The organism is Micromonospora sp. NPDC005203, assembly GCF_042872705.1.
Taxonomy (GTDB): domain Bacteria; phylum Actinomycetota; class Actinomycetes; order Mycobacteriales; family Micromonosporaceae; genus Micromonospora.
The window spans coordinates 1-25,330 of record NZ_JBIAKV010000020.1 but is presented as its reverse complement, the minus strand read 5'-3'; the positions used below and the strand labels follow the sequence as shown (position 1 = coordinate 25,330).

The 25,330-nt window shown below is 70.4% G+C and carries 21 protein-coding genes; 7 read left to right on the top strand and 14 right to left on the bottom strand.

Annotated elements, in window-relative coordinates:
• Positions 1-118: 118 nt before the first annotated feature.
• From ACFYPM_RS29820 to rdgB, 3 genes are all read left to right on the top strand, one after another.
• On the top strand, positions 119-862 hold the full coding sequence (locus ACFYPM_RS29820) for an MBL fold metallo-hydrolase (RefSeq protein WP_387203940.1): 744 nt from the start codon (positions 119-121) through the stop codon (positions 860-862).
• A 75-nt stretch (positions 863-937) separates the two neighbouring features.
• Positions 938-1,663: a ribonuclease PH gene (gene rph / locus ACFYPM_RS29815; protein ID WP_357255986.1), complete on the top strand. Its 726-nt coding sequence runs from the start codon at positions 938-940 to the stop codon at positions 1,661-1,663.
• Positions 1,664-1,721: 58 nt separating this feature from the next.
• Entirely contained in the window at positions 1,722-2,339 is a 618-nt protein-coding gene (rdgB, locus tag ACFYPM_RS29810; protein ID WP_387203936.1) for an RdgB/HAM1 family non-canonical purine NTP pyrophosphatase, read from the top strand.
• 31 nt (positions 2,340-2,370) lie between these two features.
• Here the strand turns inward: rdgB and ACFYPM_RS29805 are convergent, their stop codons facing one another.
• From ACFYPM_RS29805 to ACFYPM_RS29775, 7 genes are all read right to left on the bottom strand, one after another.
• A complete protein-coding gene (locus tag ACFYPM_RS29805; protein ID WP_387203933.1) occupies positions 2,371-3,585 on the bottom strand; it encodes a DUF6891 domain-containing protein in 1,215 nt (404 codons plus the stop codon).
• Between the two features lie 90 nt (positions 3,586-3,675).
• Complete coding sequence (hutH, locus tag ACFYPM_RS29800; RefSeq protein WP_387203930.1) at positions 3,676-5,214, bottom strand: histidine ammonia-lyase; 1,539 nt, start codon at positions 5,212-5,214, stop codon at positions 3,676-3,678.
• The gene (gene hutI, locus ACFYPM_RS29795; protein WP_387203927.1) at positions 5,211-6,410 is read right to left on the bottom strand and encodes an imidazolonepropionase; all 1,200 of its coding nucleotides are present in this window, start codon (positions 6,408-6,410) and stop codon (positions 5,211-5,213) included. Before hutI ends, hutH begins: the two co-directional genes overlap by 4 nt.
• Positions 6,407-7,768 carry a formimidoylglutamate deiminase gene (locus tag ACFYPM_RS29790; protein WP_387204087.1) on the bottom strand — a complete coding sequence of 454 codons (1,362 nt, stop codon included), beginning with the start codon at positions 7,766-7,768 and terminating at the stop codon, positions 6,407-6,409. Before ACFYPM_RS29790 ends, hutI begins: the two co-directional genes overlap by 4 nt.
• Positions 7,765-8,967 (bottom strand): allantoate amidohydrolase, encoded by a 1,203-nt coding sequence (locus tag ACFYPM_RS29785; RefSeq protein ID WP_387204084.1) that lies wholly within the window; start codon positions 8,965-8,967, stop codon positions 7,765-7,767. Before ACFYPM_RS29785 ends, ACFYPM_RS29790 begins: the two co-directional genes overlap by 4 nt.
• A gap of 61 nt (positions 8,968-9,028) precedes the next feature.
• Positions 9,029-10,714 (bottom strand): urocanate hydratase, encoded by a 1,686-nt coding sequence (gene hutU / locus ACFYPM_RS29780; protein ID WP_387203925.1) that lies wholly within the window; start codon positions 10,712-10,714, stop codon positions 9,029-9,031.
• A gap of 16 nt (positions 10,715-10,730) precedes the next feature.
• Entirely contained in the window at positions 10,731-11,579 is an 849-nt protein-coding gene (locus tag ACFYPM_RS29775) for a MurR/RpiR family transcriptional regulator (RefSeq protein WP_387203922.1), read from the bottom strand.
• A 113-nt stretch (positions 11,580-11,692) separates the two neighbouring features.
• Here ACFYPM_RS29775 and ACFYPM_RS29770 point away from each other — a divergent pair, with 113 nt between their 5' ends.
• The 3 genes from ACFYPM_RS29770 (at position 11,693) to ACFYPM_RS29760 (ending at position 16,686) form a co-directional block, all read left to right on the top strand.
• Positions 11,693-13,168 (top strand): hypothetical protein, encoded by a 1,476-nt coding sequence (locus ACFYPM_RS29770; protein ID WP_387203919.1) that lies wholly within the window; start codon positions 11,693-11,695, stop codon positions 13,166-13,168.
• Between the two features lie 189 nt (positions 13,169-13,357).
• Positions 13,358-14,539: a hypothetical protein gene (locus tag ACFYPM_RS29765; RefSeq protein WP_387203916.1), complete on the top strand. Its 1,182-nt coding sequence runs from the start codon at positions 13,358-13,360 to the stop codon at positions 14,537-14,539.
• A gap of 152 nt (positions 14,540-14,691) precedes the next feature.
• The gene (locus tag ACFYPM_RS29760; RefSeq protein WP_387203913.1) at positions 14,692-16,686 is read left to right on the top strand and encodes a hypothetical protein; all 1,995 of its coding nucleotides are present in this window, start codon (positions 14,692-14,694) and stop codon (positions 16,684-16,686) included.
• Positions 16,687-16,912: 226 nt separating this feature from the next.
• Here the strand turns inward: ACFYPM_RS29760 and ACFYPM_RS29755 are convergent, their stop codons facing one another.
• From ACFYPM_RS29755 to ACFYPM_RS29725, 7 genes are all read right to left on the bottom strand, one after another.
• Entirely contained in the window at positions 16,913-18,418 is a 1,506-nt protein-coding gene (locus tag ACFYPM_RS29755; RefSeq protein ID WP_387203910.1) for a hypothetical protein, read from the bottom strand.
• A 220-nt stretch (positions 18,419-18,638) separates the two neighbouring features.
• On the bottom strand, positions 18,639-19,505 hold the full coding sequence (locus tag ACFYPM_RS29750) for a glycosyltransferase family 2 protein (RefSeq protein ID WP_387203907.1): 867 nt from the start codon (positions 19,503-19,505) through the stop codon (positions 18,639-18,641).
• The gene (locus tag ACFYPM_RS29745) at positions 19,502-20,428 is read right to left on the bottom strand and encodes a glycosyltransferase family 2 protein (protein WP_387203905.1); all 927 of its coding nucleotides are present in this window, start codon (positions 20,426-20,428) and stop codon (positions 19,502-19,504) included. Before ACFYPM_RS29745 ends, ACFYPM_RS29750 begins: the two co-directional genes overlap by 4 nt.
• Positions 20,401-21,888 carry an O-antigen polymerase gene (locus tag ACFYPM_RS29740; RefSeq protein ID WP_387203902.1) on the bottom strand — a complete coding sequence of 496 codons (1,488 nt, stop codon included), beginning with the start codon at positions 21,886-21,888 and terminating at the stop codon, positions 20,401-20,403. Before ACFYPM_RS29740 ends, ACFYPM_RS29745 begins: the two co-directional genes overlap by 28 nt.
• Positions 21,885-22,961, bottom strand: coding sequence for a glycosyltransferase family 4 protein (locus ACFYPM_RS29735; protein ID WP_387203899.1), 1,077 nt, complete (start codon positions 22,959-22,961; stop codon positions 21,885-21,887). The genes ACFYPM_RS29740 and ACFYPM_RS29735 overlap by 4 nt, the downstream gene beginning before the upstream one ends.
• Positions 22,958-23,809, bottom strand: coding sequence for a glycosyltransferase (locus ACFYPM_RS29730; protein ID WP_387203896.1), 852 nt, complete (start codon positions 23,807-23,809; stop codon positions 22,958-22,960). Before ACFYPM_RS29730 ends, ACFYPM_RS29735 begins: the two co-directional genes overlap by 4 nt.
• Position 23,810: 1 nt before the next feature.
• Positions 23,811-24,992 (bottom strand): hypothetical protein, encoded by a 1,182-nt coding sequence (locus tag ACFYPM_RS29725; RefSeq protein ID WP_387203893.1) that lies wholly within the window; start codon positions 24,990-24,992, stop codon positions 23,811-23,813.
• 248 nt (positions 24,993-25,240) lie between these two features.
• On the opposite strand from ACFYPM_RS29725, the gene ACFYPM_RS29720 reads away from it, so the two are divergent.
• A partial coding sequence (locus ACFYPM_RS29720; protein ID WP_387204081.1) for an NAD-dependent epimerase/dehydratase family protein occupies positions 25,241-25,330 on the top strand: 90 nt, incomplete at its 3' end.

Here is a 25,330-nt window from a genome sequence, read left to right as displayed (position 1 = left end):
ATTCTTGCCGCCGGGTACCCCAGCGTAGGCTGCGCAGCGTGACGTACGCGTCGGTAGAGATCATGGCTGAGGCGATTGTCCACACGGATGCTACTGACAGTGACAGCGAGACAACTCGATGCGACTGACTGTCCTTGGCAGCGCCGGTAGCTTTCCCGGTCCCGAGTCGCCCTGCTCGGCCTATCTCGTCGAAGCCGACGGCTTCCGTCTCCTTGTCGACTTCGGTTCCGGGTCGATGTCCAGCCTCCAGCGGTACGCGGGGCTGCACGCCCCGGACGCGATCCTGCTGACCCACCTCCACTGCGACCACATGTTCGACGCCGTCCTGTACGTCGTCGTGCGCCGGTACGCACCGGACGGCCCCTATCCACCGCTGCCGGTGTACGCCCCCTCCGGCGCACCGGACCGGCTCAGCGCCGCGTACGGCGACGACGGTTCGGTGGAGGACGTCTACCAGTTCTACGCCCTGCAGCCGGGCACCTTCCCGATCGGCCCGTTCAGCGTCACCGTGGACCGGGTCAACCACCCCGTCGAGACGTACGGCGTGCGGCTGGAGCACGACGGCCGGTCACTGTGCTACTCGTCGGACACCGCGCCCTGCGCGGCGCTGCTGCGGCTGGCCCAGGACGTCGACGTCTTCCTCTGCGAGGCCAGCTACCTCGATGGCATGGACAATCCGCCGGATCTGCACCTGACCGGCCGGGAGGCCGGCGAGGCGGCGACCAAGGCCGCGGTGGGCCGGCTGCTGCTGACCCACCTGGTGCCCGCCTGGGGAAGTGAGGCGCACACCCTGGACTCGGCAGCCGGCGCGTACGCCGGTCCGATCGACGTGGTCCGACCCGGCGCCAGCTACGACGTCTGACCCGGTGGGCGGGCCGGTTGGCTGGCCGGGGGCACCCCGGCTGAGGTGGATCAGCGCACCGCATAGGGTGCAGGGATGGCGCGACCTGACGGGCGAGGGCCCAATCAACTCCGACCGGTGACCCTGACCCGAGGCTGGAGCACCCACCCGGAGGGCTCGGTGCTCGTTGAGTTCGGCGGCACCCGGGTGCTCTGCACGGCGAGCGTCACCGAGGGGGTGCCCCGCTGGCGCAAGGGCTCCGGGCTCGGCTGGGTGACCGCCGAGTACGCGATGCTGCCCCGGGCCACCAACACCCGCTCCGACCGGGAGAGCGTCAAGGGACGGGTCGGCGGTCGTACCCACGAGATCTCCCGGCTGGTCGGCCGCAGCCTGCGGGCCAGCATCGACCTGAAGGCGCTCGGCGAGAACTCGATCGTGCTCGACTGCGACGTGCTCCAGGCCGACGGTGGCACCCGGACGGCCGCGATCACCGGTGCCTACGTCGCGTTGCACGACGCGGTGACCTGGCTCGCCGCCCGCAAGGCGTTGGCGGGTAAGCCGGAGAAGGTGATGCACCGGTCGGTGGCCGCGGTCAGCGTGGGGATCATCGCCGGCGAGGCACGACTGGACCTCTGCTACGAGGAGGACGTCGCCGCCGAGGTGGACATGAACGTGGTGTGCACCGGAACGGGCGACTTCGTCGAGGTGCAGGGCACCGGCGAGGCGGGCGTGTTCGCCCGTGACCAGCTCGACGCCCTGCTCGACCTGGCCGTCGCGGGTTGCGCGGATCTGGCCGAAGCCCAGCGGAAGGCACTCGCGTGAGCGTGAGCGCGAGCAGTGAGCTTGCGAGCCCCGCAGTCGCGAACAGAGGTGTTTCAGCGTGAACAAGGTCCTGCTCGCCACCCGTAACCGTAAGAAGCTTGTCGAACTCCAGCGCATCCTGGACGGCGCGCTCGGCGCGCAGCGGATCGCCCTGCTCGGGCTGGACGACGTCGAGCAGTACCCGGAGCTGCCGGAGACCGGCCTGACCTTCGGCGAGAACGCGCTGATCAAGGCGCGGGAGGGGTGTCGGCAGAGCGGACTGCCGACCATCGCCGACGATTCCGGGCTCGCGGTGGACGCGCTCAACGGGATGCCGGGGGTGTTCAGCGCCCGCTGGTCCGGCCGGCACGGCGATGACCGCGCCAACCTCCAGCTGGTGCTGGACCAGATCGGCGACGTGCCCGACGAGCAGCGGGCGGCCTCGTTCGTCTGCACGGTGGCGTTGGTGCTGCCCGGCGGCAAGGAACACCTCGTCGACGGTCGGCAGTCCGGTCGGGTGCTGCGGGCTCCGCGCGGTGACGGCGGCTTCGGTTACGACCCGATCTTCCTGGGCGACGGACAGGACCGGACCAACGCCGAGCTGACCCCGACGGAGAAGGACGCGATCAGCCACCGGGGCAAGGCGTTGCGCGAGCTGGCCAAGTTGGTCGCCAAGGTGTTGCCACCGGCCGCCTGAGCAGCAGCGGGTGCGGTGGCGCGCTCGGCCGTCACCAGTGCTTGGTGATCAGGTCGCCGCCCAGCTCGTCGATCGGTACGCGGTCCTCCGTCGCGAGCACGGTGAGCATCCGCTCGGCCTCGGCCACGGTGGCGATCCGGCCGGTCGAGGTGGCCCGGTCGGTGTCCAGCTCCTCCAGCCACAGCCCGTCGCGCTCCCAGGCCACCTGCACGCAGCCGCCGGAACGGCCGAAGGCGGTCAGGTAGTCCCTGCTCAGCGGGCGAATCGCGCGGAGCAGCAGGCATGCCTCGGCCGCGTCCACTGGCACGCCCCTGCGGGTGTCGTCGCGGTGCTGGTAGGTCACCTCGAGGAAGTCGGGCGAGGCCGGCAGGGCGACCGCGGGCAGTTGGCTGCCGGTCGGCTGTCGGATGAGGTCCAGGCCGTCGTGCCGGTCGACGGTCAGCTCCTGCCCGTCCCGCTCGCCGACCAGGTTCGGCCCCTCGCGCCGAACGACGAGGACAGTGTCCTCGGATGCCAGCCGGATCCGCACTCCGGCCGGCAACCAGGGCAGGTGCAGGCCGGCGAGCCGGGCAGCCGACGACGGCCCGTCGGTGGGGGCGGACGACCCCGTCCACTGGTCCAACAGCTCGACGTCGACGTCCACGTCGTGGTCGACCGGGGTGGGCAGCGCAGCCAACCGGCCGACCCGGCGTCGCTGCCACGTCAGCGGAACCTTGATCCGGGTGCCGGTGTGGCCGTCCCAGTGCACCGTCAACCCTTCGGCGCGCAGCGCCTCCGCGATCTCTGCACCGACGTCGGCCGTCCCGGGCTGCCCGAAGACCCCGTACGTCAGGTGGACCCCGGAGCCCTCCACACCGCACTCGGCGTCCTGCCGGTGGTAGAACACGTACCCCCGGGTGGTGCGCCCGCGCGGCACCTCGTCACCGATCTCCGCGATGCCGCAGTTCTGGCAGCAGCTGAAGTCCTCGCGGGCCACCAGCCCAGCGGCCGAGAGCGCCCGGAAGGCCGCGGTGAGCCGGTCGCTGTCGGTGACCTCCGGCCACCGCGCCTGGGCGGCCAGGTGCGCGCCCAACTCGTCGGTCACCGTCGGCCAGGCGCGGGCCTCGACCTCGGCCGGGTCTGCCTCGCCGTGCAGGTAGTCCACCGTCTCGGCGACTATCGCCGCCGGCGGCAACTCGGCCAACGCCACCAAACGGCCGACGAAGTCCCGGATCTGCTCGTCCAGGTGCGGTGTCTCGATGCCCACGGCGGCGAACGCTAACAGCACCGGCGGACAGGTGGGAGGACGCGGCCGCCCGCCGCCTGACCCGCGGCGGACGACAGCGACCGATGGAGGTCAGCCCAGCGGGCCGACCTCCCGTTCGATGGCGGCGCGCAACTCCGGCCCGCCGACGACCGCTCGGGCCGCCTCCATCACCGGGGCGAGGAACACGTCCGGGCCGGGTTCGCCCGCCGCGCCGCCGAGCGCGGCGACGGCGGCCCGGCCGGCCGGGGACGGCTCCAGCGGGGCGCGCAGTTGCAGACCGCGTACGCCGGCCAGCAGCTCCACCGCCAGCAGGCTGGTGAGGTTGTCCAGCACGGTGCGTAGCTTCTTGGCCGCCGCCCAGCCCATCGACACGTGGTCCTCCTGCATGCCGCTGGTGGGCAGGGAGTCCACCGAGGCGGGGGCAGCCAGCCGACGGTTCTCGGCGACGATCCCCGCCGCCGTGTACTGGGCGATCATCAGCCCGGAGTTGACCCCGGCGTCGGGGGAGAGGAACGCCGGCAGTTCCCGGGAGCGGGTGACGTCGAGCAGCCTGTCCACCCGCCGCTCGGCGATCGCGCCCACCTCGGCGGCGGCGATGGCGAGGAAGTCCGCGGCGAAGCCGAGCGGCGCGCCGTGGAAGTTGCCTGTCGACTCGACCCGCCCGTCCGGCAGCACCACCGGGTTGTCCACCACGGACACCAACTCCCGGCCCGCGACCGTACGGACGAAGTCCAGGGTGTCGCGGGCCGCGCCGGCGACCTGCGGGGCGCACCGCATCGAGTACGCGTCCTGCACGGCATGGGCCAGGTCGTCGCGGTGCGAGTCCATCACCCGGGAGTCCTGCAACAGCCGGTGGATGTTCGCCGCCGACGCCGCCTGACCGGGGTGCGGCCGGATCGCGTGCAGCTCCGGCAGGAACGGCCGCTCCGAGCCGAGCATCGCCTCGATGGCCAGCGCGGCCGTCACGTCGGCCATGGCGAACAGGTGCGCCGCGTCGTGGATGGCCAGCAGCAGCATGCCGAGCATGCCGTCGGTGCCGTTGATCAGCGCCAGCCCCTCCTTGGCGGCCAGCTCGATCGGCGTGAGCCCGGCGGCGCTCAGCGCGTCGGCCGCGTCCTGCCGCTCGCCGGCCGGGCCGAGGACCCAGCCCTCACCGAGCAGCACCAGCGCACAGTGCGCCAGCGGCGCCAGGTCGCCGGAGGCGCCCAGCGAGCCGTGCTCCGGCACCCACGGGGTGATGTCGTGGTTGAGCAGGTCGACAAGGGCCTCCGCGACCAGCGGCCGGACCCCGGAGCGGCCCAGCGCGAGGGACCGGACCCGCAGCAGCATCATGGCCCGGACCACCTCGCGCGGCATGGGCGCGCCCACCCCGGCGGCGTGCGAGCGGATCAGCGCGTGTTGCAGCTCGGCCCGCCGCTGCGGGGCGATGAAGGTGTTGGCCAGCGCTCCGAACCCGGTGGAGACCCCGTAGACGGGCCGGCCGGACGACTCGATGCCGTCCACGATGGCCCGACTGGTCGCCATGGCCTCGGTGGTGGCCGGGGCGAGGACGACCGTGGCGGTGCCGCGGGCCACCGCGAGCACGTCGTCGGCGGTGATCCCGCTGGGCTGGATGGTCACGTTCGTCATTGCGGAACTCCGTTGCGTATTACCTGGCGGATCAGCGGGACACCGGGCCGGTAGGCCAGGTGCAGGTACGACGGCGCGTCCAGGACCACGAGGTCGGCCCGAGCGCCGGGGGTGAGGACACCGATGTCGTCGCGGCGCAGCGCCCGGGCGCCACCGGCGGTGGCGGCCCAGACCGCCTCCGCCGGGGTCATCCCCATCTCGCGGACCGCGAGGGCCACGCAGAACGCCATCGACGAGGTGTACGACGAGCCGGGGTTGCAGTCCGTCGCCAGCGCCACTGTCACACCGGCGTCGAGCAGCCGGCGGGCGTGCGGGTAGGGGGAGCGGGTGGAGAACTCCGCGCCGGGAAGCAGGGTCGCGACGGTGGTGCTGTGCGGGCCCTCGTGGCACATAGAGTCGACCAGGGAGGACGCGAGCGCGTCGACGTCGCCGTCGGACAGGTAGGTGCAGTGGTCCACGCTTGCCGCGCCCAGCTCCACGCCGAGCTGCACGCCCGGTCCGGGGCCGAGCTGGTTGGCGTGCACCCGCACACCGAGCCCGACGGCCTGCCCGCAGGCCAGGATGGCCCGGGCGTGGTCCACGTCGAAGGCACCCCGCTCACAGAACACGTCGATCCACTTCGCGTGCGGCGCGGCGGCGGCCAGCATCGGCCCGCAGACCAGACCCACGTAGTCGTCCGGGCGGTCGGCGTACTCGGCGGGTACCACGTGCGCGCCGAGATAGGTGGTGTCCTCGGTGAACTCGGCGGCGATCCGCAGTGAGCGGGCCTCGTCGGCGACGGTCAGCCCGTACCCACTCTTGATCTCCATGGTCGTGGTGCCCTGGCGCAGCGCCTCCCCCCGCAGCCGGCGCACGGTGGCTCGCAACTCGTCGTCGGTCGCGGCCCGGGTCGCGCGGACCGTGGTGCGGATGCCGCCGCCGGTGTAGGGCTGACCGGCCATCCGGGCGGCGAACTCGTCCGCCCGGTCCCCGGCGAAGACCAGGTGGGCGTGGCTGTCCACGAAGCCGGGCAGGACGGCGGCCCCGCCGACGTCGAGTCGCCGGTCGGCGGCCGGTGCGGTCGCGGACGACCCCACCCAGGCCACGCGGCCCTCCTCGATCAGCACGGCCGCGTCGCGGAGGATGCCGAGGGGGCGCGTACCGGGGCCGTTGGTGACCAGCTCTCCGATGGTGTCGACGAGCAGACTGTCGCTCATTGGGGTGTCACCGCCTCGATGGCGGCGCCCAACTCGGCCGGCACGTCCACGCTCAGGTGCTGGCCCTCGGCCACCACCACCCGGCCGTCCACCAGCACCTGCTCGACGTCCCCCGGGGTGGCCGCGAAGAACGCCCCCACCGGTGGCACGCCGGCGGTGCGGGGGCTGTCCAGCCGTACCGTCACCAGGTCGGCGCGGGCGCCGACGGCGATCCGGCCGGCGTCGGCCCAGCCCAGGGCGGCGTGCCCGGTGACGCTGGCCGCCGTCAGCAGGTCGACAGGCGCGAAGTGGCCCCGGCGGCGGGTGCGCAGCCGCTCGTCCAGCTCCACCGCACGGGCCTCCTCGAACAGGTCGATGACGGCATGGCTGTCGCTGCCCAGGCTCAACCGGATTCCCGCGTCGGCCATCCGCCGGGCTGGGCCGATCCCGTCGGCGAGGTCCCGTTCGGTGGTCGGGCAGAGGCACACCCCGGTCCGGCTGTCGCCGAGTAGGGTCAGGTCGGCGCTGGTCGGGTGGGTGGCGTGCACGGCGGTAGTGTCCGGCCCGAGCACACCGTGCTCGGCGAGCAGCGCGGTGGGCGTACGCCCGTGCACCGCCCGGCACTCGTCGTTCTCGGCGGGCTGCTCGGAGAGGTGCACGTGCAGCGGTGTCCGCCGATCCCGGGCCCAGCCGGCGACCGTGCGGAGCTGGTCTGCCGGAACCGCCCGTACCGAGTGCACGGCCGCGCCGACCCGGACGTGGGCGTCCGTCGGCTGGAAGGCCGCCGCCCGCTCGGCCCAGCGGGCCGCGTCGCCGTCACCGAAGCGGCGCTGCGGCCCGGCGAGGGCCTGACCGTCCACGCCGGAGGTCAGGTAGCAGGCGTCCAGCAGAGTGAGCCGGATCCCGGCGTGCGCGGCAGCCTCCACCAGCGCCGCGCCCATCGCGTTCGGGTCGTCGTACGCGCCGCCGTCGGGCCGGTGGTGCAGGTAGTGGAACTCGCCCACGCCGGTGATCCCGGCGAGCGCCATCTCGGCGTAGACGGCACGCGCCAGGGCCAGGTAGGTGTCCGGGTCCAGCCGGTCCGCGACGGCGTACATCTGGTTGCGCCAGGTCCAGAAGTCGCCCCGGCCGCCCTGGGTACGCCCGCGCAGCGCCCGGTGGAAGGCGTGCGAGTGCACGTTGGCCAGGCCGGGCAGGGTCAGACCGGGCAGCGGCGTCGCGTCGGCGTACACGTCGACCCCGGCCGTCGGCCTGCCGCCGGGGGTCAGCGGCGTCACCGCCGTGATCCGGCCGTGCTCGACCTCGATCAGCACGTCGGGTGTGGGTTCGGCGTGCTCGGGCAGCCAGGCGTACTCGGCGAGCCAGCGGGTCGGTGTCATCGGCATGTCAGCTCCTCCAGCACCCGGGCCAGCGCGCGGACCCCGGCGGCGCAGTCGTCGTCGGTCGCGGCCTCGGCGGGGGAGTGCGACACCCCGCTCGGGTTGCGGACGAACAACATCGCGGTGGGCAGGTGCGCGGCGAGCACCCCGGCGTCGTGGCCCGCACCGGTGGGCAACACCGGCGCGTCCAGCAGCGTGGCCAGCCGTCCGGCCAGACCTCCGTCGAAGGCGACGAGCGGCGTCGCCGACTCCTCGGTGACCGTCACCACCGTGCCGTCGCGGCGGGCGCGCTCGGTGAGCTTGCCCCACACCGCCTCGACCAGCCCGGACAGCGTCTGCGGGTCGGCGGCGCGGGCATCCAGCCACCCGGTCACCTTCGACGGGATCGCGTTCGTGGCGTTCGGCTCGACGGCGACCCGGCCCACGGTGGCGTGCGCGTCGCGCAGCCGGGCCTCCTTGTTGGCCGCCAGTACCGTGAACGCGTAGGTGAGCATCGGGTCGCGCCGGTCGGCCATCCGGGTCGTACCCGCGTGGTTGCCCTCGCCGACGACGTCGAAGCGCCACCGGCCGTGCGGCCAGATCGCGCTCGCCACCGCGACCGGCGCGTCCGTGTCGACGAGCGCGCGGCCCTGCTCGACGTGCAGCTCCACGAAGGCGCCGAACCGGCCCAGCAACTCCGGGCGGGCGCCCGCCGGCCGGTCACCCAGCGCCTCGGCGAAGCTCACCCCGGCCGCGTCGCGCAGGTCGGCCGCGCGGTCGGCGGACAGCGCACCGGTGAGCAGCCGAGACCCCAGGCACGGTACGCCAAAACGCGCACCCTCCTCCTCCACGAACGCGCCCAGCACCAGCGGCCGATCCGGGGTGACACCGGCGGCGCGTAGCTCGTCCACGGCGAGGAACGCGCTGACGATGCCGAGCGGCCCGTCGTACGCCCCGCCGTGCGGCACCGAATCGAAGTGGCTGCCGGTGAGCACCGCGTCGGACGCCTGCGGGTCACCCCAGTGGGCGAAGAGGTTGCCGTTGCCGTCCTCGCTGACGGGCAGGGCGCGGCGCTCGGCCTGTGCCCGGAACCAGGCGCGCAGCTCCCGCTCCGGCTCGGTCAACGCGTACCGCAGATAGCCGCCGCTGTCGGCGTCCCGCCCGACCGGCGCGATCTCGTCCCACAGCGCCCGGAACCGCCCGGTCAGGTCGTCGCTCATGGTCACGCTCTGCTCCTGTTGTTCGCGACTGCGGGGCTCCGCTGCGCTGCACTCCTCGCGCTCACGCTGCACCCTCGGCCATGGGCGTGCGGAGGCCGGTGCGGTCCGCGACGTCGCGGGCGATGTCGTAGCCGGCGTCGACGTGCCGGATCACGCCCATCGCCGGGTCGTTGGTGAGCACCCGCTCGATCTTCTGCCCGGCGAGGGCGGTGCCGTCGGCGACGCACACCTGCCCGGCGTGGATCGACCGGCCGATGCCCACCCCGCCGCCGTGGTGGATGGACACCCAGGAGGCCCCGCTGGCCGTGTTGACCAGGGCGTTGAGCAGTGGCCAGTCGGCGATGGCGTCGGAGCCGTCGGCCATCGCCTCGGTCTCCCGGTACGGGCTGGCCACACTGCCGGCGTCCAGGTGGTCCCGCCCGATGACGACCGGGGCGGAGAGTTCGCCCGAGGCGACCATCTCGTTGAACCGCACGCCCGCCCGGTCCCGCTCGCCGTAGCCGAGCCAGCAGATCCGGGCCGGCAGGCCCTGGAAGGCGACCCGCTCGCCGGCCAGCCTGATCCACCGGGCCAGCGGCTCGTTCTCCGGGAACAACTCCAGGATCGCCCGGTCGGTGGCCGCGATGTCGGCCGGATCGCCGGAGAGCGCCGCCCACCGGAACGGCCCCCTGCCCTCGGAGAACAGCGGCCGGATGTACGCGGGCACGAAGCCGGGGAAGTCGAAGGCGCGCTGGTATCCGGCGAGCTGTGCCTCGCCGCGGATCGAGTTGCCGTAGTCGAAGACCTCCGCGCCGGCGTCCAGGAAGCCGACCATCGCCTCGACGTGCGTCGCCATCGACGCGCGGGCCCGGTCGGTGAACTCGGCCGGCTTCGCCTGCGCGTAGTCACGGGCGTCGGCCAGCTCCACCCCCACCGGCAGGTACGACAGCGGGTCGTGGGCGCTGGTCTGGTCGGTCACGACGTCGACCCCGACACCGCGCCTGAGCAACTCGGGGAAGACCTCGGCGGCGTTGCCGACCACGCCGACGGAGAGCGCGCGCCGGTCCCGCTTCGCGGCGAGCACCCGTCGCACCGCATCGTCCAGCGAGTCGGCGACCTCGTCCAGGTAGCGGTCGTGCACCCGCCGGTCGAGCCGGGTGCGGTCCACGTCGACGATCAGGCAGACGCCGCCGTTCATGGTGACCGCGAGTGGCTGGGCACCGCCCATTCCGCCGCAGCCGGCGGTCAGGGTGAGCGTGCCCGCGAGGTCGCCTCCGCTGAGCCCCTGCCCGTCGCCGCGGGCGCCGGCGATCTTCGCGGCCACCGCCGCGAACGTCTCGTAGGTGCCCTGGAGGATGCCCTGGGTGCCGATGTAGATCCACGAACCGGCGGTCATCTGCCCGTACATGGTCAGGCCGAGCTGCTCCAACCGGCGAAACTCCGGCCAGGTCGCCCAGTCGCCGACCAGGTTGGAGTTGGCCAGCAGCACCCGGGGCGCCCACTCGTGGGTACGCAGCACGCCCACCGGGCGGCCGGACTGAACCAGCATCGTCTCGTCCTCGCGCAGGTCGGTGAGCGTGCGGACCAACGCGTGGTACGACGGCCAGTCCCGGGCCGCCTTGCCGGTGCCGCCGTAGACGACCAGGTCGTCGGGGCGCTCGGCGACCTCCGGGTCGAGGTTGTTCATCAACATCCGCAGGGCGGCCTCCTGCTGCCACCCGCGGGCGGTGAGCTGGTTGCCCCGTGCGGCACGGACGGGCTGGGTCATCTCGGGTCTCCTCCGGTCATCCGCGGAACAACTGACGGCGGGCCGCGGAGGCCTCGAACGCCTCCAGTCGGCGTTGGGTGTCGGCCGGTGCGGCGTCGCAGATCGCCTGTAACAACACCATGGCCAGGGTCATCGGGGCGGTGTGCAGGTCAAAGACGAGCTGCGCGCCGACCGCCGCGGGCAGCACCACGTCGGAGTGCTCGGTGGCGGGGCTGACCGGTGAGTCGGTGATCGCCACCACGGTGAGCCCGGCGTCGCGGGCGTCGCGGAGCGCGTCCAGGGTCTCCCGGGGGTAGCGGGGCAGGACGAAGGCGAGCAGCGCCGACGCCCCGGCCGCGGCCGCCTGCTCCAGGCGGTCGGTGAGCAGGCTGCCGCCGTCGTCGAGCACCCGAACGTCCGGGTGCACCTTCGCCGCGAAGTAGGCGAAGTACGCGGCCAGCGGCGCGGCGGCGCGCAGGCCGAGCACCGGCAGTGGGCGGCTCCGGGCGAGCATCCGCCCGGTCTCGGCGATCCGGTCGGTGTCGGCGAGCTGAACGGCCAGCCGGTCCAGGTTCTCCATCTCCGCGCGTACCGCCTGCTGTAGTTCGTTGCCGGCGTCGTCCGGTCCGGTGCCCTCGGTGGGGCCCGCCTCCCGCAGCCGACGGCGGAGGGCGGGGTAGCCGTCGTATCCGAGCGCCATCGCAAACCGGGTCACCGACGGCTGGCTGACCCCGGCTATCTCGGCGACCTCCGCCGCGGACAGGTAGGCCGCCGCTCTGGCGTGCTGCACCAGGCAGTGCGCGATGCGGCGCTGGGTGGGGGTGAGTCGTACGCCGTGGAAGAGGTCGAGCAGGTGGTCGGTCGATTCCGCACCGCCGTCATTCATGGCGCGACTTTATGCATGAAAAATTTCAACGGCAAGGTCTGCGCTGTCGAATCGGTCGGTCCGGCCTATGCAATACTGCCGATCCGGCGCGGGGGATCAGCGGAGGTAGTGTCGTGACAAGCGTGGAACAGGGCCAGCACATCGCGACCATCCACGACGACACACCACCCCCGGAATCGCCTTCGGCTGTCGACTCCACCCACAGGCCCACGCCGGGAGGCTGGCTGAGTGGGCTGGCCTGGCAACGGTGGTTGGCGGACAACGTCTTCCCCCGCACGCTCACACCGCCGGCGACCGACCGCAGGACCGTCCTCGGCTACGTCGCGGCCTTCCTGCTCGCGGTGACCTACCAGTTGGTGATCCCGCAGGGCCGAACCCACCTGACGCACATGTGGGCGGAGGACGGTCGGATCTTCTTCGACGGGGCGGTGGCCAAGAGCTTCCCGCTGGTGCTCGTCGAGCCGTACGGCGGCTATCTGCACGTGCTGCCAAGACTCTCCACCGAGTTGGCCACCCACCTGCCGATCGGCTGGTGGGCCGCGGTGGTGGCGATCGCCGCAGCGGTGGTGCGTGCCGCGGTCGCGTTGCTGGTCTTCACCGCGGCCTCCGGTCATCTGCCGTCCCGCAGGCTGCGAGCGGTGTTGGCCGCTGCGGTCGTCCTGCTCCCGGCGGGAAACAGCGAGGCCCTGAACAACCTTGCCAACCTGCACTGGTTCGTCATCTTCGGCGCCTTCTGGGCACTGCTCTGGCGGCCGACCACCCGCTGGCAGAACGGGCTCAGTGCCGTTGCGCTCCTGCTCGCCGCGTTGACGAGCCCGTTGGGAATGCTGCTCGTTCCGTTGGCCGCCGCACGACTCGCGCTGCCCCGACGACGTGATCGGGTTCCGGCGTTCGCCTTCATCATCGGCTCGGCGATGCAGATCGTGCCGCTGCTGGGGTCGACCTCGGAGCGGGGCGGTGAACCGTTCGACGTGCTGCAGGGACTGTCCGCGGCCGCGGCCCGCGTGCCCCTGGTGCTGTTTTTCGGGCCGGAGTGGACCGCGGAGATCTACCCCCATGCGCTCAGGTTCTACTCGGACTTCTACGCCTGGCCGGCGGCGCTCGCCGCGGTCGTCGCTCTGGCCATCGCCGGGTATGGCCTGCGCAACGGGACCTCGGGCCGGCGGTTCCTGGTGATCACGAGCCTGCTCCTCTCCGCAGCGTTCATCTCCGCGGAGCTCTACATGAACTGGTCCTTCCTGCTTCGCCTCGACGCGCCGAACGTCGTCATTCCCGTGCAGCGCTACAGCGCGGCACCCTGTCTGTTCCTGTTCACTGCCGTGCTCGTGGGCCTGGCACGGGCTCCCCGACCTCAGTTGCGGCACCTGCTGACCGTGGCGCGAGTCGGCGTCGCAGCGATAATTCTCATCGGCATCGGTTACCAGTGGCAGTCCACGACTGGCCTGGTGCGCCTCGACGGCCCCACGTGGCAGCAGAGTCTCGCGGTTGCCGAGCAGCAGTGCGCCGCCGGTGCGACGGAGGTCCGCGTCGACATCAATCCAGCCTGGTTCGTGCCCCTCACCTGCGAGTACCTGACCAAGGCGAGGTAGCGCAGGGCCAGCAGGCCGCCGCCTGCGACAGCACCCACCGGCAGGATGCGCAGGTTGCTTCTTTCCGGTAGAACAGCCGCAGGTGCGCCGCTGCCGTCCGGACAGTGGCCTCAAGCACACGTTTACGGGGCAGCCCCCGGTCGGTGGTGATCTGTACTATCCGCACGGCGGTACGACGGAGGAGCGCGCATGCAGCCGGACAGTCCCTACAGGTTCACCCGTGCACTCGGCGGGTCGCTGGTGGGAAAGGCATGGGCCGCCGTCGACGAGCGGGGGCGACCCAGGACGGTCATCCTGCTGGAAGGGCCGGCGGCGGCGGACCCGCGCTGGCGAGACGCCTTCGCTCACGCCGTCAGGATGTTGATGCAGGCGCCTGGCAACCACCACTACGCCGAGGCCGACCTGTCCGCGACGAACCCATGGGTGGCGTACGAGGGCGAGCAGCCTGATGTTCCGGGGCAGCTCTTCCGGCTCCTGCAGCTCGACTACCGGTCGGAGGACCCCGCTGCGCCGGTGAGTGGTCCAGCCGCTCCGGTCAGCGGCATCCCCGTGTCGGCGGGCCCGACTGGGGACCTGGCGGGTGACGACGTCACAGGCGCGCCGGCGGAGCCGACGCAGCAGATTGCCCTGTATTCGCAAGCGCCGTGGACCGCACAGTCGTCCCAACCGATCTCGGCGGCGCCCTCGTCCGCCGCGCCGGCCCCTTTCGACCAACAGTTCGCAGCGCCCGGCCGACGGATCGCACCGGTCCAGGTCGTCCGGAGGGGCGTGAACTGGATCTGGGTCGTCGTCGGCGGGTTGGCGCTCACCCTCGTCGCCGGTGTCGCGGGGTACGCCCTCGGTGGACGCGGCGACTCGGACGAGCCGCCGCCCGTAACCGCCTCCCTCTCGCCCTATCAGGCGACCCAGCTCTCCATCAACAAGTCGAAGTTCACCGGCGAGCTGGCGCAGATGGGCGAACTGTGGTTGGCCGACGTCAGCGGCTGCGTGGTCTACGGTCGCGGCGGCCCCGCACTGGCGGAGAACGAGGAGGCCCACGTCTTCTGCCCCAACGGCGCACTGCAGGTGCACTTCTCGCTGTTCCGCGAAGTAGCCCTGAAGATCGCGGGGCGCGCGCAGCGTGAAGAACTCGGCCGCACTGCCAACGCGTTCGCCCCTGGCGTCCGGGAGGCGACCCGCACGACGGGCGGCGTGACAGGTGTGCCCGGTAGCTACGTCGAGTACGGCTTCCTGTTCGAGGGCCAGGCATACTGCGGTGTCTGGTGGGACCGGGACGACTCCAACGCCGTCATGGTTCTCGAAACCCCCTGCATGGCCGGCATCGCGGGCAACTGGGACGCGCTGCGCGACATGTGGCGTCGCCACAGCTGAGGCTCTGGCACAACTACTACCTGGCCGGGCTGGGCGTTGCGAACGGCCCAGGAGCGCCGCCGCGCTGACTACGGGGTCTTGCGCCGAGGAGGCAGCACGTCCTCCTGCGGCTGACCGCGCAGTGCCCCCACCCCTTGAACAGAATGGTACTGATGAACGACATCACTGGTCTCCGTGGCCGGGCCACCCGCGCCGGCGGGAGATTCGTCCGTAGCATCTGGCTCTTCCCGGCGCTGTTGACGGTCGCACTGCTGGGGCTGACGGCTCTGCAAATCAACGGTTCCTCAATGGGCATGGTCCACAAGACGCTGTACGGCGCGCAGCAGGACCCGGACCTCCTGTTCAACAGCCCGCAGGGGATCCGGTCGGACGAGTGGAACGTCAACACTCAAATGACCGTCGCCCAGGATGCGGCCGGTTACCCCCGGATCAACCCGAACGTGGGGGAGGAAGGCGAGGATGTCTCCCTGGTCAGGGACGTCCCGTACAAGGAGTGGTCGGTCGCCTTCAAGCCGCACAACCTGGCCTTTCTGGTGCTGCCGTTCGACTTTGCCTTCGCCTTCAAATGGTGGCTGATGGGCTATCTGCTCATCCTGAGTTGTTATTTCTTCGTGCTGGCTCTGATGCCCAGGCAACGATGGTTCGCCGCCGGGCTCTCCCTGGCGCTGTTCTTCAGTCCGTTCGTGCAGTGGTGGTACCAGTACGTGACGTTGTCGTCGATGTACTACGCCCTGTTCGCAGCTACGGTGCTGATTCTTCTGGTGCGTTCGAAACGGCTGCTCGTCACAGTTGCCTGGGGGGCGCTCCTGGCCTACCTGCTCACCTGCTTCGCGCTCGTGCTCTACCCGCCGTTCCAGATCGCCTGCGTCCTGGCGGTGACGCCGTTCGCCATCGGCTACCTGATCGAGCAGGGCCGGATACTGCAGCGCAGACTGCTGCTGCGGCAGCTGAGCATCGTCGCCGCATCGCTTGCGGTTGCGGGTGCAGTGATCGGTGCGTTCATCGCGACCCGGCTGACCGTCATCGAGACCATGCAGAGCACGGTCTATCCGGGTGAGCGCGTCGTGGAGAGCGGCGGGTTCGATCTGCTGCACCTGTTCTCCGGGCACACCAGCCTCGGACTGCAGTTCGCCGAGAAGGCCGAGCTCTACCAGGTCATGGACAATCAGAGTGAGAACTCCAATTTCCTGCTCGTATTCCCGTACCTGGTAGTGCCCAGCATGATCCTGCTGTACCTGTTGTACCGCGCCCAGCGGGCCATTGACTGGCCACTGCTGCTCGCCAATCTCACGCTTCTGGGGGCACTGGTCTGGCTGTCCGTCCCCCATCTCGACCTTGTCGGCAAGATCCTGTTCCTCAGCCTGGTGCCGCACACGCGGTTGCTCATCGGCATCGGTCTGCTCAGTGTCATCGGGGTGGTGCTTGTTGTCCGGCGGCTACAGGACGAGCGATCGACCAAGCCGGGTTTCAAGGTCGTCGTCGGATACGCCCTCGTCGTCCTGCTCGTTCAGGTGCTGCTCAGCCTGCACGTGCAGCGGGCGTTCCCCGGCTTCATGCAGTCGCGCGGCTTCCTCCTGTCGATCATCCCGATTCCGCTGGTCGTGTTTCTGCTGCTCCGTCAGCGTTTCACCTGGGCCGTATCCGTCCTGCTGGCCTTCTCGGTTGCCATGACGGTGTTCATCCACCCGCTCTACCGCGGCACCGCAGCACTGACCCGCACGCCGCTGGCGGAGTCGATCCGAACCATCAATGCCGAAGACCCCGGCGCCGCCTGGGTGACCGATGTGGGAAGCATTCAGAGCTTCGCCTCCATGAGCGGCGCCCGCTCGTTGTCCGGCGTCTACGCCTACCCCCAACTGGATCTCTGGCGGACTGCAGACGAGCAGGGCGAGCAGGACGCGGTGTACAACCGTTACGCCCACGTCTGGTTCGTGTTCGACCGGGACCCCGCCCGCGACTCACCGACGACCTTCGACCTGCCGACGCCCGACCATTTCGAGGTCGCCACCGAACCGTGCGGCAGCTTCCTCCAGCAGCATCAGGTCCGGTACCTGGTGACAGCGACGGCGCTCGACGAGCCGTGTCTGGAACTTCGCGAGACAGTCCGCTATCCGGCTGCCACATTCCTCATCTACAAGATCCGTTAGGCCCGCCCGGAGGCGGAGATTCGCCCGGATGCACCATCGATATCTGGACGAATCTCCGCCTCGCCGAACCGCCGCCGGCCTCCACCCCGGCTCAAGCCACGTCGAGCAGGAGAATCGCGCCGATCTTGCACTTCCTGTCGCCGATTTAAGCGGTAATGCACCCTAATGTCGGGGCAGGAAGTGCAAGATCGCGATGCAGGCTCGCGGGGGGGGGGGGGGGGGGGGGTTATCTCTTGCTGATCAGCAGGACCGGTTCCACACCACCGGTAACCTGCTCGACCCGGTAGTCGGTGAACACCTTCTGCCAGTCCTCCGTCTCCCACATCACGTGGGTGCGGATCAGCCACACGCGCCCGCCACCGCGCTGCGCTGCCAACGCCAGCGCCTCATCAATCTTGGCGTGTATGAGTGCGATGTCGTGGCGGGGAATCACGATGACGTCGGACCGGGTGGGCATTTCGACCTGCCAGCCGACGGTGTTGTCGGCTGGTGCGACAAGCTTGACCTTGTCGGACCGCGAGTAGTACGAAAAGCCGTACCACGCCAGGTCGTTCATGACGATGGCATCGTTGGCCGACCGATGGGTGTTCACGTATTCCGTCGCCGAACGGATGTCCGTCGCGCCGATGGCGGTGAAGTAGAACCCCGGGTCGTTGCCGTCGAACCGGTACCAGCGGCCGTTGTTGATGCCGAAGAGCGTGAGCAGGACGGCGCAGATCGCCGCGGTCAGGACCGTCGACGGCACGCGAGGAACCCCGCGGGCAACGAGCGCGGCCACCGCGTGCGCCAGTCCGGCGACACCGAGGCCGGCGACCGCAGCCGTCGTGACGAGCAGGAAGTGCGAGGTACGCAGCTCCAGTAGCGGATAGAACTTGCCGACCCCCAGCGTTGTCACCGCCACCGGCAGCAGGAGCACCGCGATCGCCGACGCGGGCCGGCCCTGCCGGGCGAGGGTGACGACACCTGCGATGAACAACCCGCCGACGACCAGAGCGGACGCGCCAAGCATCGGGACCAGGTCGCCGATCTGCCGGCTGAGGTAGGCGGGCAACTCGGTCAGGGTCGGGAAACTGTCGACCCAGAATTCCCGCATCGCGTCATTGTTGCCCCGCGCGGAGATGCCGAAGTAGACGGCGACGATGACAGTCATTGCGCCGAGCCCCGCCACGACGACGTCCCGGAGCCGCGCCCACTGGCGTTGCAGCGCGGTGACCAGCAACAACCCGCCGAACACGGCGGGGGTGGCGATGGCGGTAACGTGGCTGAGGAAGATGCCTGTGGCGGCCACGGCCGCGACCACGCCAAGCCGTCTCCGTGACCAGGTCTGCTCGGTCCACGCGCCCAGAGCGAGCAGGACCACCGTGACGGCGGCATCAGCGGTGTACTGCTTGAGGTCGTGACGGATCTGCTGCGCCGGCAGGAGCAGGACCGCCATGGCACAGACGAAGCCTGCGACAACTCCGAGCCACCGAGTCGGCCACCGCAGCAACCGCCCGAGCCCGTACGCGGCGACGACACCCAGGCAGAGGAAGGCAAGCGGCACCACACGTAGGTAGTCGGCGTCCGGCACCAGCCGCAGCAGGAGGGTCCACCCGATCGGGGTAGACGCGGTCGCCACCGGCAGGTCGCCGAGCGGGAGCCGGACCGAGAGCGCCACCCACGCCTCGTCGAGCCAGTACGACGCCGTGAGCATCGTCTTGACGTCGTGGATCACCGCGACGAGGGCCAGCAATACGGCAATGGCGACCCAGTCCGCGGAGGTGGGGCGGCGCCTCGTTGTCGGCGCCGCTGGGGCGTCCGACGGGCGCACGTTCTCGAGTAAGAGTTGTCCGGCCACGCCAATTCCCATCCAGAGTGCGAAACGACCATGCTTCACCCCGGCGACATCGTCGGTGAGAGCGAATTCGGTTTCGACCGAGCCTGTCGTGCCGTCGAGGTGAAGCAGGGTGCCGTCAGTTGCCCCCTGCTTGGCGACCCGGCGTGGGCAGCGACTCACCCGTACGTCGTTGCGTGGGCACCGGGGTACCGATCAGGCGTGCCGCCTGCGGGTTGCGCCGGGAGGCCGACGGCAACCCGATGACAAATTCAGGGAACAGGCCGAAGAAGGTCTTGGCGCTCTGCAGTTCCAGGGTGTGCGCCCGCGACCACTGGAACGAGTTCGTCGCACGGGCCCAGTGGTGGGTCCACCGCACGTCGCCGAGCAGCACCACGGGCATGTCGTGCCGCCACGCCCGCAGACCGAGCTCGTGGTCCTCGTAGTAGAGGAAGAACTGTTCGTTCCATCCGCCCATGGCGATGAAGTCGGCGGTACGGGCGGCGATTGCGGCACCCATGGCCCAGGCGACGTAGACCGCTTCACCGGGGTTCGCCACCACCCGGTAGGTCGCGTGCATCCGGGACAGCGGCCAGATCTTCCGGTTGCCCAGTTTGGCGGTGGCGTAGGGGAAACCGCGTCCGTTGGGCTGGGGAGTGCCGTCCGTCGCGAGCAGCTGAGGAGCTACCAGACCGCCGTGGACGTCGAGGTGCCGCTTGAGCACGTCGAGACCGTCCGGGTCGATCTCAAGATCGGGGTTGGCGAATACCACGTACTCGCTCGCCGCTTGGCGCACGCCGACGTTGTTGGCCTTGGCGAAGCCGACGTTCTCCGGCAGGCGAATGACCCGGGCACCCAACTCCTCCGCCACCGCGACCGAGTCGTCGGAGGAGGCGTTGTCGACGACGATCCACTCGTAGGGCTTGGCTCCCCGCCAGCACCTGCGGAGCGTCTCCGCCGAGTTGTAGGTGACCGTTACGACACTCCACTGGTGTCCTGCCATCATGCTCTCCGAACTGTCAGGTAGCTGTAGAGGGACGCGAAGCCGAATCGCTTGCCGTTCCACTGCCGTCGGGCGGCCGGGCTCTCCGCCAGGCCACGTCCGACGCCACGGAGGAACGGCCACAGCAGGCCTTGACGGACACGACGGGCGGCGAGCGCGAGGTGCGCCAGGGCCAGTACCGGCATGGCGAGGAGCATCAGCGGCCAGGTGAAGACCCGGGCCGCGACCAGAAGCCGGTTTCGGGCCAGCAGGAAGGCACGAAAGCCTTGGAGCTTGTTGTCGCCCTCGACGCTGTGCCCACCCGCGTGGGGGAGCACGAGATCGAGCGCGCGGGTCCGGTATCCCGATGCGTAGAGACGGTAAGCCAGGTCAGCGTCCTCGCCCCAGGCGAATAGGTGCTCGTAGAACCCCCCGAACTGGTGGAACAGTTCGGTCGGGAAGACGGCGGCACCCCCCGACGGACCCAATGGTCCCCGCGCTGCGGTGGCGGTCCGGTCGATGAAGAGCGAGACCGGATTGACGTCGATGCCGATGTACTCCCCACCGTGCATGGCCAGACCGACCGCGATCGGTGTGCCGGGGTCCTCGGCGATGGCGGCGCACATACGCGCAAGCGCGTCATCGGGCAGCCACACGTCGGGGTTGAGCAGCAGCACGTGGTTCGTCCTCGCGGCCGCGACCGCGCGGTTGCAGCCCGCCGCGAACCCCGGATTCGAGGAGTCGGGGAGGTACTCGTACCGCTCTTCGTCCAGCCAACCGGCAACGACCTTCTCGCAGCCGTCCTCGGGCCAGTTGTCGGCGAAGATGAACCGCACCGGAAGTCCCTCGGCGCTGCGCACCCAGGTAGGCAGCGTCTGGGTCAACATGTCGCTCGAACGGTAGAGAACGGTGACGATTGTCAGCGCTTCATCCACTCCGGGATCCACCTCATCGGTTTGCTGAGCAGGTAAAGGGCAACGAGGCCAGGGGCGAGCGCCAGCCAGAAGGGTTGCACCACGGGATAGAACTCGTAGACACCAAAAGTCGCGAAATAGATCACGAACGCCCGGGTCAGTTGGTGGGCAGGGCTTGACGTGTATGTCAGCCGCCGATCGATGACCCCGACGCAGAAGCCCAACAGTGAGAGAAAGAGCACCGCGCCGATCGGCCCATAGTCGAGCAGAGGTATGGCCACGAACGTCGCGGTGTTCATGTAGAACGGTTTGCTCAGGCCCGCGGTGATCTTGTAGATGTCGGCCGGACCGAGCAGGCGATCGCCCAACGAACCCGTGAAGGTCAAGGTGTATCGACCCCAGGTCGGCGGGTGCTGCTCGCGCACCTGCCACAACCGACCGAAGGTCTCGACGGAACTGCTCAGCGACAGGTCCAGCGACCCGACACTGGCGTACAACGGGCTGGCGCCATATTGCGCTCGGAACTGGTCCTCGAACTGCCCGGTGCCGGCCAGCGTCCGTTGGCCGCCGAGGAAGACTGCCGCACCCATTGCGAGAGCTCCGATCACCAGCACCACGAGCGACACCCGCAGCCGGTTCTTCCGGCTGATGGTCGCCGATCGGCGTACCGAGAGAGCGGCGACCAGCGGCGGCACGATCCCCAGCAGAACGGAGTTCTTGCTCGCGCCCAGCGCCGCGCCGAACGCGAAGATAACGACGAAGACGACGTAGCTCCACCGTCCCTCCGCCTTCCCGGTGAGCGCCCGAAGCAGCGAGATCGCCAATCCGATCCCCCAGAACTCCGAGAACAGCCCGGTAAGGAGGTTGGAGCGCAGTCGTACCGCCTCGCGTGCGGCGTCCGGGTTGTCGGCGAACAGCGGCGGTACCTCACCGCGGAACTTCATCGCCGCACCGATGAGAGCGAGCAGAAGGAGGAAGAGTACGAAGGGCCGGAGCCGACTTTCGGCGGGCCAGCGCAGTTCGGCCCGAGCCGACTCGACGCCCGCTCGGTCCATCGGCGGACGCGTCGTCACGGCCGGCATGACGACGGTGACCGCGGACTCCGTCCGCACGGCTGGCATGACGACGGTGTCCTCGGTCGCCGTCGACTGTTCCGGGCGACGCTTGTTGGCTGCCAGTCGACGACCGAAATACCAGGCGGCGAGGAACCAGGCCGCGTAGATCCCCAAAATCGGCACTGCGGCGCGACCGGCCGAAGAGTCGTACGGCCCCGGGATGGTGAGGACGGCGAGGAAGACAAAGCCCCAGGCGGCCGTGCAGATGGCGAGCCACGTGTGAGCACGGAAGATCAGGGCCGCCACGGCGAGGAAGGCGGCGGCGACGCCGAACTCGGTGTCCCAGAGGAGGACCGCCAGGACGATGACGACCGCCACCACCCAGGGCACCAGGGTCCGATAAAGGGTGGGGCTGCTGGCCCTGGTTGTTGTGGTCACAGAAGAGACCTGTACAAGCTCTGCCACCGCTCGACACACCGATCGAAGGCGTACTCCTGGGCGTACCACTCGGCCACCCGCTGGCCCTCGTCGATGGCGCGGTGGCCGACGGCATCCCGGATGGCGGCGGCGAGCGCGGCGGGCGCGAGGTCCGCCTGGAACGCCAGGGTGCCCGTGGCGTGGCGGGTGACCTCGGCCAGACCGCCGGCCCCGGTGTGCGCCACAGGTACGCCGAGGGACAGCGCCTCCAGTGCGCTGAGCCCGAACGACTCGACCCGGGACGGCACCACCAGGCAGTCGATCTCCTGGAGGAAGTCCGCAGCCGTGACCCGACCGACGAGGTCGAGGTTGGGCCTGGGGTCAATCGCGATGGAACCCGCCCCGGCGACCTTGAAGTCCACGTCTGGGAGGAGGGAGGCGATCTCGGGCAGGAGATCCGCGCCCTTCTCCTTCTCCAGTCGGCCGAGATAGCCGACCACCGGCCGTCGACCCGGCTGTGGGGTGCGCGGCTTCGGGCTCGGCCAGGTGACGGGCAGCGGATTCGGGATCAGGTGGATGTTCTTGACGCCACCACGGTCGCGTAGCTCGGCGGCCTCGAACTCGGACACCGCCACCGTCGCGTGTGGACGGGCCCGACGCATGGCCAGGTCCAGCGTGATGTTGGACTGGATGAGCGCCTTCTGCTGGAACGATCCGGCGGTGTCCCGGTACTGCCACAGGCTGTTGTGCAGGGTGACGACGAGCGGGATCCGCCGGCGTCCCATGCTCAGCGCCGCCCGGGAGTGCATGGCGGCGGACAGCAGGTGGGCGCAGACCACGTCCGGCTGCACCTCGTCGACCAGGCGGCGGATCTCCCGCGCGTACGCGAGGTCGACCCGGCTGGTCGCGCTGAGCCCGACCCACGGCACCCCGGCCTCGCGCAGCGCGTGGCCCACCTCGTCGTCCGAGGTGGCGGCGATGACGTCCAGGCCCGTTCGGGCGTGCGCCGGGATGATCTCGGTCAGGATGCGCTCGGCGCCACCGAGCTGCCGCCGCCCGGAACCACCGGTGGTGCAGACGAACAACACCTTCACGAGGTACGCAGCCCCTCGACGGCGCCCTTCGCGATGGCGCGGCGAACCGGGTTACCGCCCACCGCGGCGCGCAGCAGCACCCCGCCCACGTACGCCGTCGTGGCGATGCGGCCGCGCGTGCCACCCATGCTCCGGCTCGCCCGGATGAACTCCCGGGTCCGGCGCTCGGAGATCTCCTCCTCGGACCAGCGCCGCTTCGCGGTCGCGTCGTCCTCGTGCATGATCACGGCCTCCGGCACGTACGCCAGCCGCAGACCCTGCTGACGGACGGCCCAGCAGAGCCGCATGTCCTCGGAGTAGAAGAACGAGGTCTCGTCCACGCCACCGATGGCGTCGAAGGTCTCGCGGCGCATGGCGACGAAGGGGCCGGTCAGCCAGTCCGCCTTCTCCGGCGGCGCGACGATCCGCAGGTTCGGCAGCACCATGCTCAGCCCGGTGGCGTGGGCGAAGCCCACGCCCAGGCCCAGGAACCGCCCACCCTCGGTCTGCGACACACCCGACGGGGTGACCACGCCCGGGAACGCCGCGCCCACCTGCGGGTCCTCCAGGGCGGTCAGCAGGCGGCTGACGGCGTCCTCGTGCACGATGATGTCGTTGTTGGAGAGGATCACGTTCGCCCGGCTGGTGTGGCGCACGCCGAGGTTCATCCCCCGCGCGTACCCCAGGTTCGAGCCGGACTGGACGTACCGGACACCCTGCTCGGCGCAGAACGCGCTCAGCGACTCCTGAATGTGCATCGAGCTGCCGTTGTCGACGACAACGATCTCCGCCTCCGCCGGCAGCGACAGGACGCAGGCGCGCGTCCGCTCAAAGTCCTCCCAGGCGAGGACAACAATCGAGACATCCATGTCAAACCGTCCCATGATTCGGCAACTGCGCTCGTCGCAGGCTTGCTCTGGAGGCGAAGGCGTGTACGGCGTAGGCGAGCGTCGAGGCGATTGCCGCCCCGATCACACCCGCCCACGGGATGATCGCAAAGTATGCGGGAATCGCGAACCCGAGGGTGATCAGTGCGACCACCGTCGTCGCCCGCTCGCCCCGCCTCTTCAGCAGCAGGGCGCTCCAGCTCTTGCCGGCCGCGGTGGCCAGTGAACCGGGCAGCAGGACAAGGCCGAGGATCCAGGCGTAGCGGTACTCCGGCTGGAGGTAGCCCAGCACACCGAGCCCGAGGACGGCGGCCAGGGCGACCGGCAGAGCAGCGGTGACCACTGCCCGGGTGGGGTCGGGGCCGCCGTCGCCGTCCCGGCTGGCCAGGATCCGCTGTGCCCGTACGACGGCACCGGCCTGGGCGAACTCCAGCGCGGCGACCGCCAGCGCGTACACACCGAGTGGGCCGGCGCCGACGAATCTGGCCACCAGGATCTGGTTGAACCGCAGCGTCATCATCTGGGCGAAGATCCCCAGGTGCAGGTTGCCGACGGCGGCCATGTCGGCGCGGTAGTCCACCGCGGTCGCCTCCGGCCGTGGTGCCGGCCCGATCCGCCGAAGCATCCCCAGCACCAGGGCGCACACGGACAGCGCGCTGACCCACTGGACGACCAGCCACACCATGCTCCACAGGCCGCCGTCCAGGTAGCCGGCGAAGTACAGCGCCACGTAGCCGCCGACCAGGACGGCCCCGCTCGCCGCGCGCATCGCGTAGACGACCAGGAAGCTCTTCTGGCGCAGCGCGATCGACGAGACCGTGTTGAAGATCGTCAGACCTGCCGCGGACCCCATGCCGACCAGGTAGCTGCCGAGCCCGGCCACCGTGGTGAGCACCGCGGCGGCGACGACGGAGAGGAGAACCGAGGCCCCCAACATGGCGAGGACCCAGGGGCGTCCCCGGGAGAAGACCCAGCCGCCCGGACGGGACAGCAGGAAGGTGTCCAGGGACAGCCCACCGACGGCCGCACCGAGCGTCGCGCTCACCATGTTCGCGGACAGTTCACCGCGCTCCGCCGGGGGCAGGGCCACCGACAGGACCGCCGCCAGCCCGGTCAGGCCGAGAGCGCCGATGTAGAGACGCTCGGGTGCGACGAGCTTGCGCAACAGGCCCAGTACGCGGCGTCCGGGTGATGGTTTCGTGCCGGGGCTCGGCGATTCCCGAGCAGTATTGACCAGCGACACGCCGTTCACTCGCCCCCCATAGATGCGATACGTGCGGGCACGACGAGTCGTACTTCGCTGGCACTTTCTACCCGAAGCCCGCTACACCTGCAATCGCCCGGGCGGCCCGAACCGATAATGCCGAAACACCTGCCGTCGCCGCCAGTCGGCCGGCGTAGACTCTCGGACCCGTGAGGATCCTCGTCACCGGCGGAGCCGGATTCATCGGGTCGGAGTACGTTCGCCTGCTGCTGGGCAAGCCCCTCGGCAGTGCCGACGGC

What these genes read in the sequence shown, in the direction of transcription:
- ACFYPM_RS29820 (WP_387203940.1), top strand. Translation starts at nt 119, where the DNA reads ATGCGACTGACTGTCCTTGGCAGCGCCGGTAGCTTTCCCGGTCCCGAG.
- rph (WP_357255986.1), top strand. Translation starts at nt 938, where the DNA reads ATGGCGCGACCTGACGGGCGAGGGCCCAATCAACTCCGACCGGTGACC.
- hutH (WP_387203930.1), bottom strand. Translation starts at nt 5,214, where the DNA reads ATGACGAACGTGACCATCCAGCCCAGCGGGATCACCGCCGACGACGTG.
- hutI (WP_387203927.1), bottom strand. Translation starts at nt 6,410, where the DNA reads ATGAGCGACAGTCTGCTCGTCGACACCATCGGAGAGCTGGTCACCAAC.
- ACFYPM_RS29790 (WP_387204087.1), bottom strand. Translation starts at nt 7,768, where the DNA reads ATGACACCGACCCGCTGGCTCGCCGAGTACGCCTGGCTGCCCGAGCAC.
- ACFYPM_RS29785 (WP_387204084.1), bottom strand. Translation starts at nt 8,967, where the DNA reads ATGAGCGACGACCTGACCGGGCGGTTCCGGGCGCTGTGGGACGAGATC.
- hutU (WP_387203925.1), bottom strand. Translation starts at nt 10,714, where the DNA reads ATGACCCAGCCCGTCCGTGCCGCACGGGGCAACCAGCTCACCGCCCGC.
- ACFYPM_RS29775 (WP_387203922.1), bottom strand. Translation starts at nt 11,579, where the DNA reads ATGAATGACGGCGGTGCGGAATCGACCGACCACCTGCTCGACCTCTTC.
- ACFYPM_RS29765 (WP_387203916.1), top strand. Translation starts at nt 13,358, where the DNA reads ATGCAGCCGGACAGTCCCTACAGGTTCACCCGTGCACTCGGCGGGTCG.
- ACFYPM_RS29760 (WP_387203913.1), top strand. Translation starts at nt 14,692, where the DNA reads ATGAACGACATCACTGGTCTCCGTGGCCGGGCCACCCGCGCCGGCGGG.
- ACFYPM_RS29750 (WP_387203907.1), bottom strand. Translation starts at nt 19,505, where the DNA reads ATGATGGCAGGACACCAGTGGAGTGTCGTAACGGTCACCTACAACTCG.
- ACFYPM_RS29730 (WP_387203896.1), bottom strand. Translation starts at nt 23,809, where the DNA reads ATGGATGTCTCGATTGTTGTCCTCGCCTGGGAGGACTTTGAGCGGACG.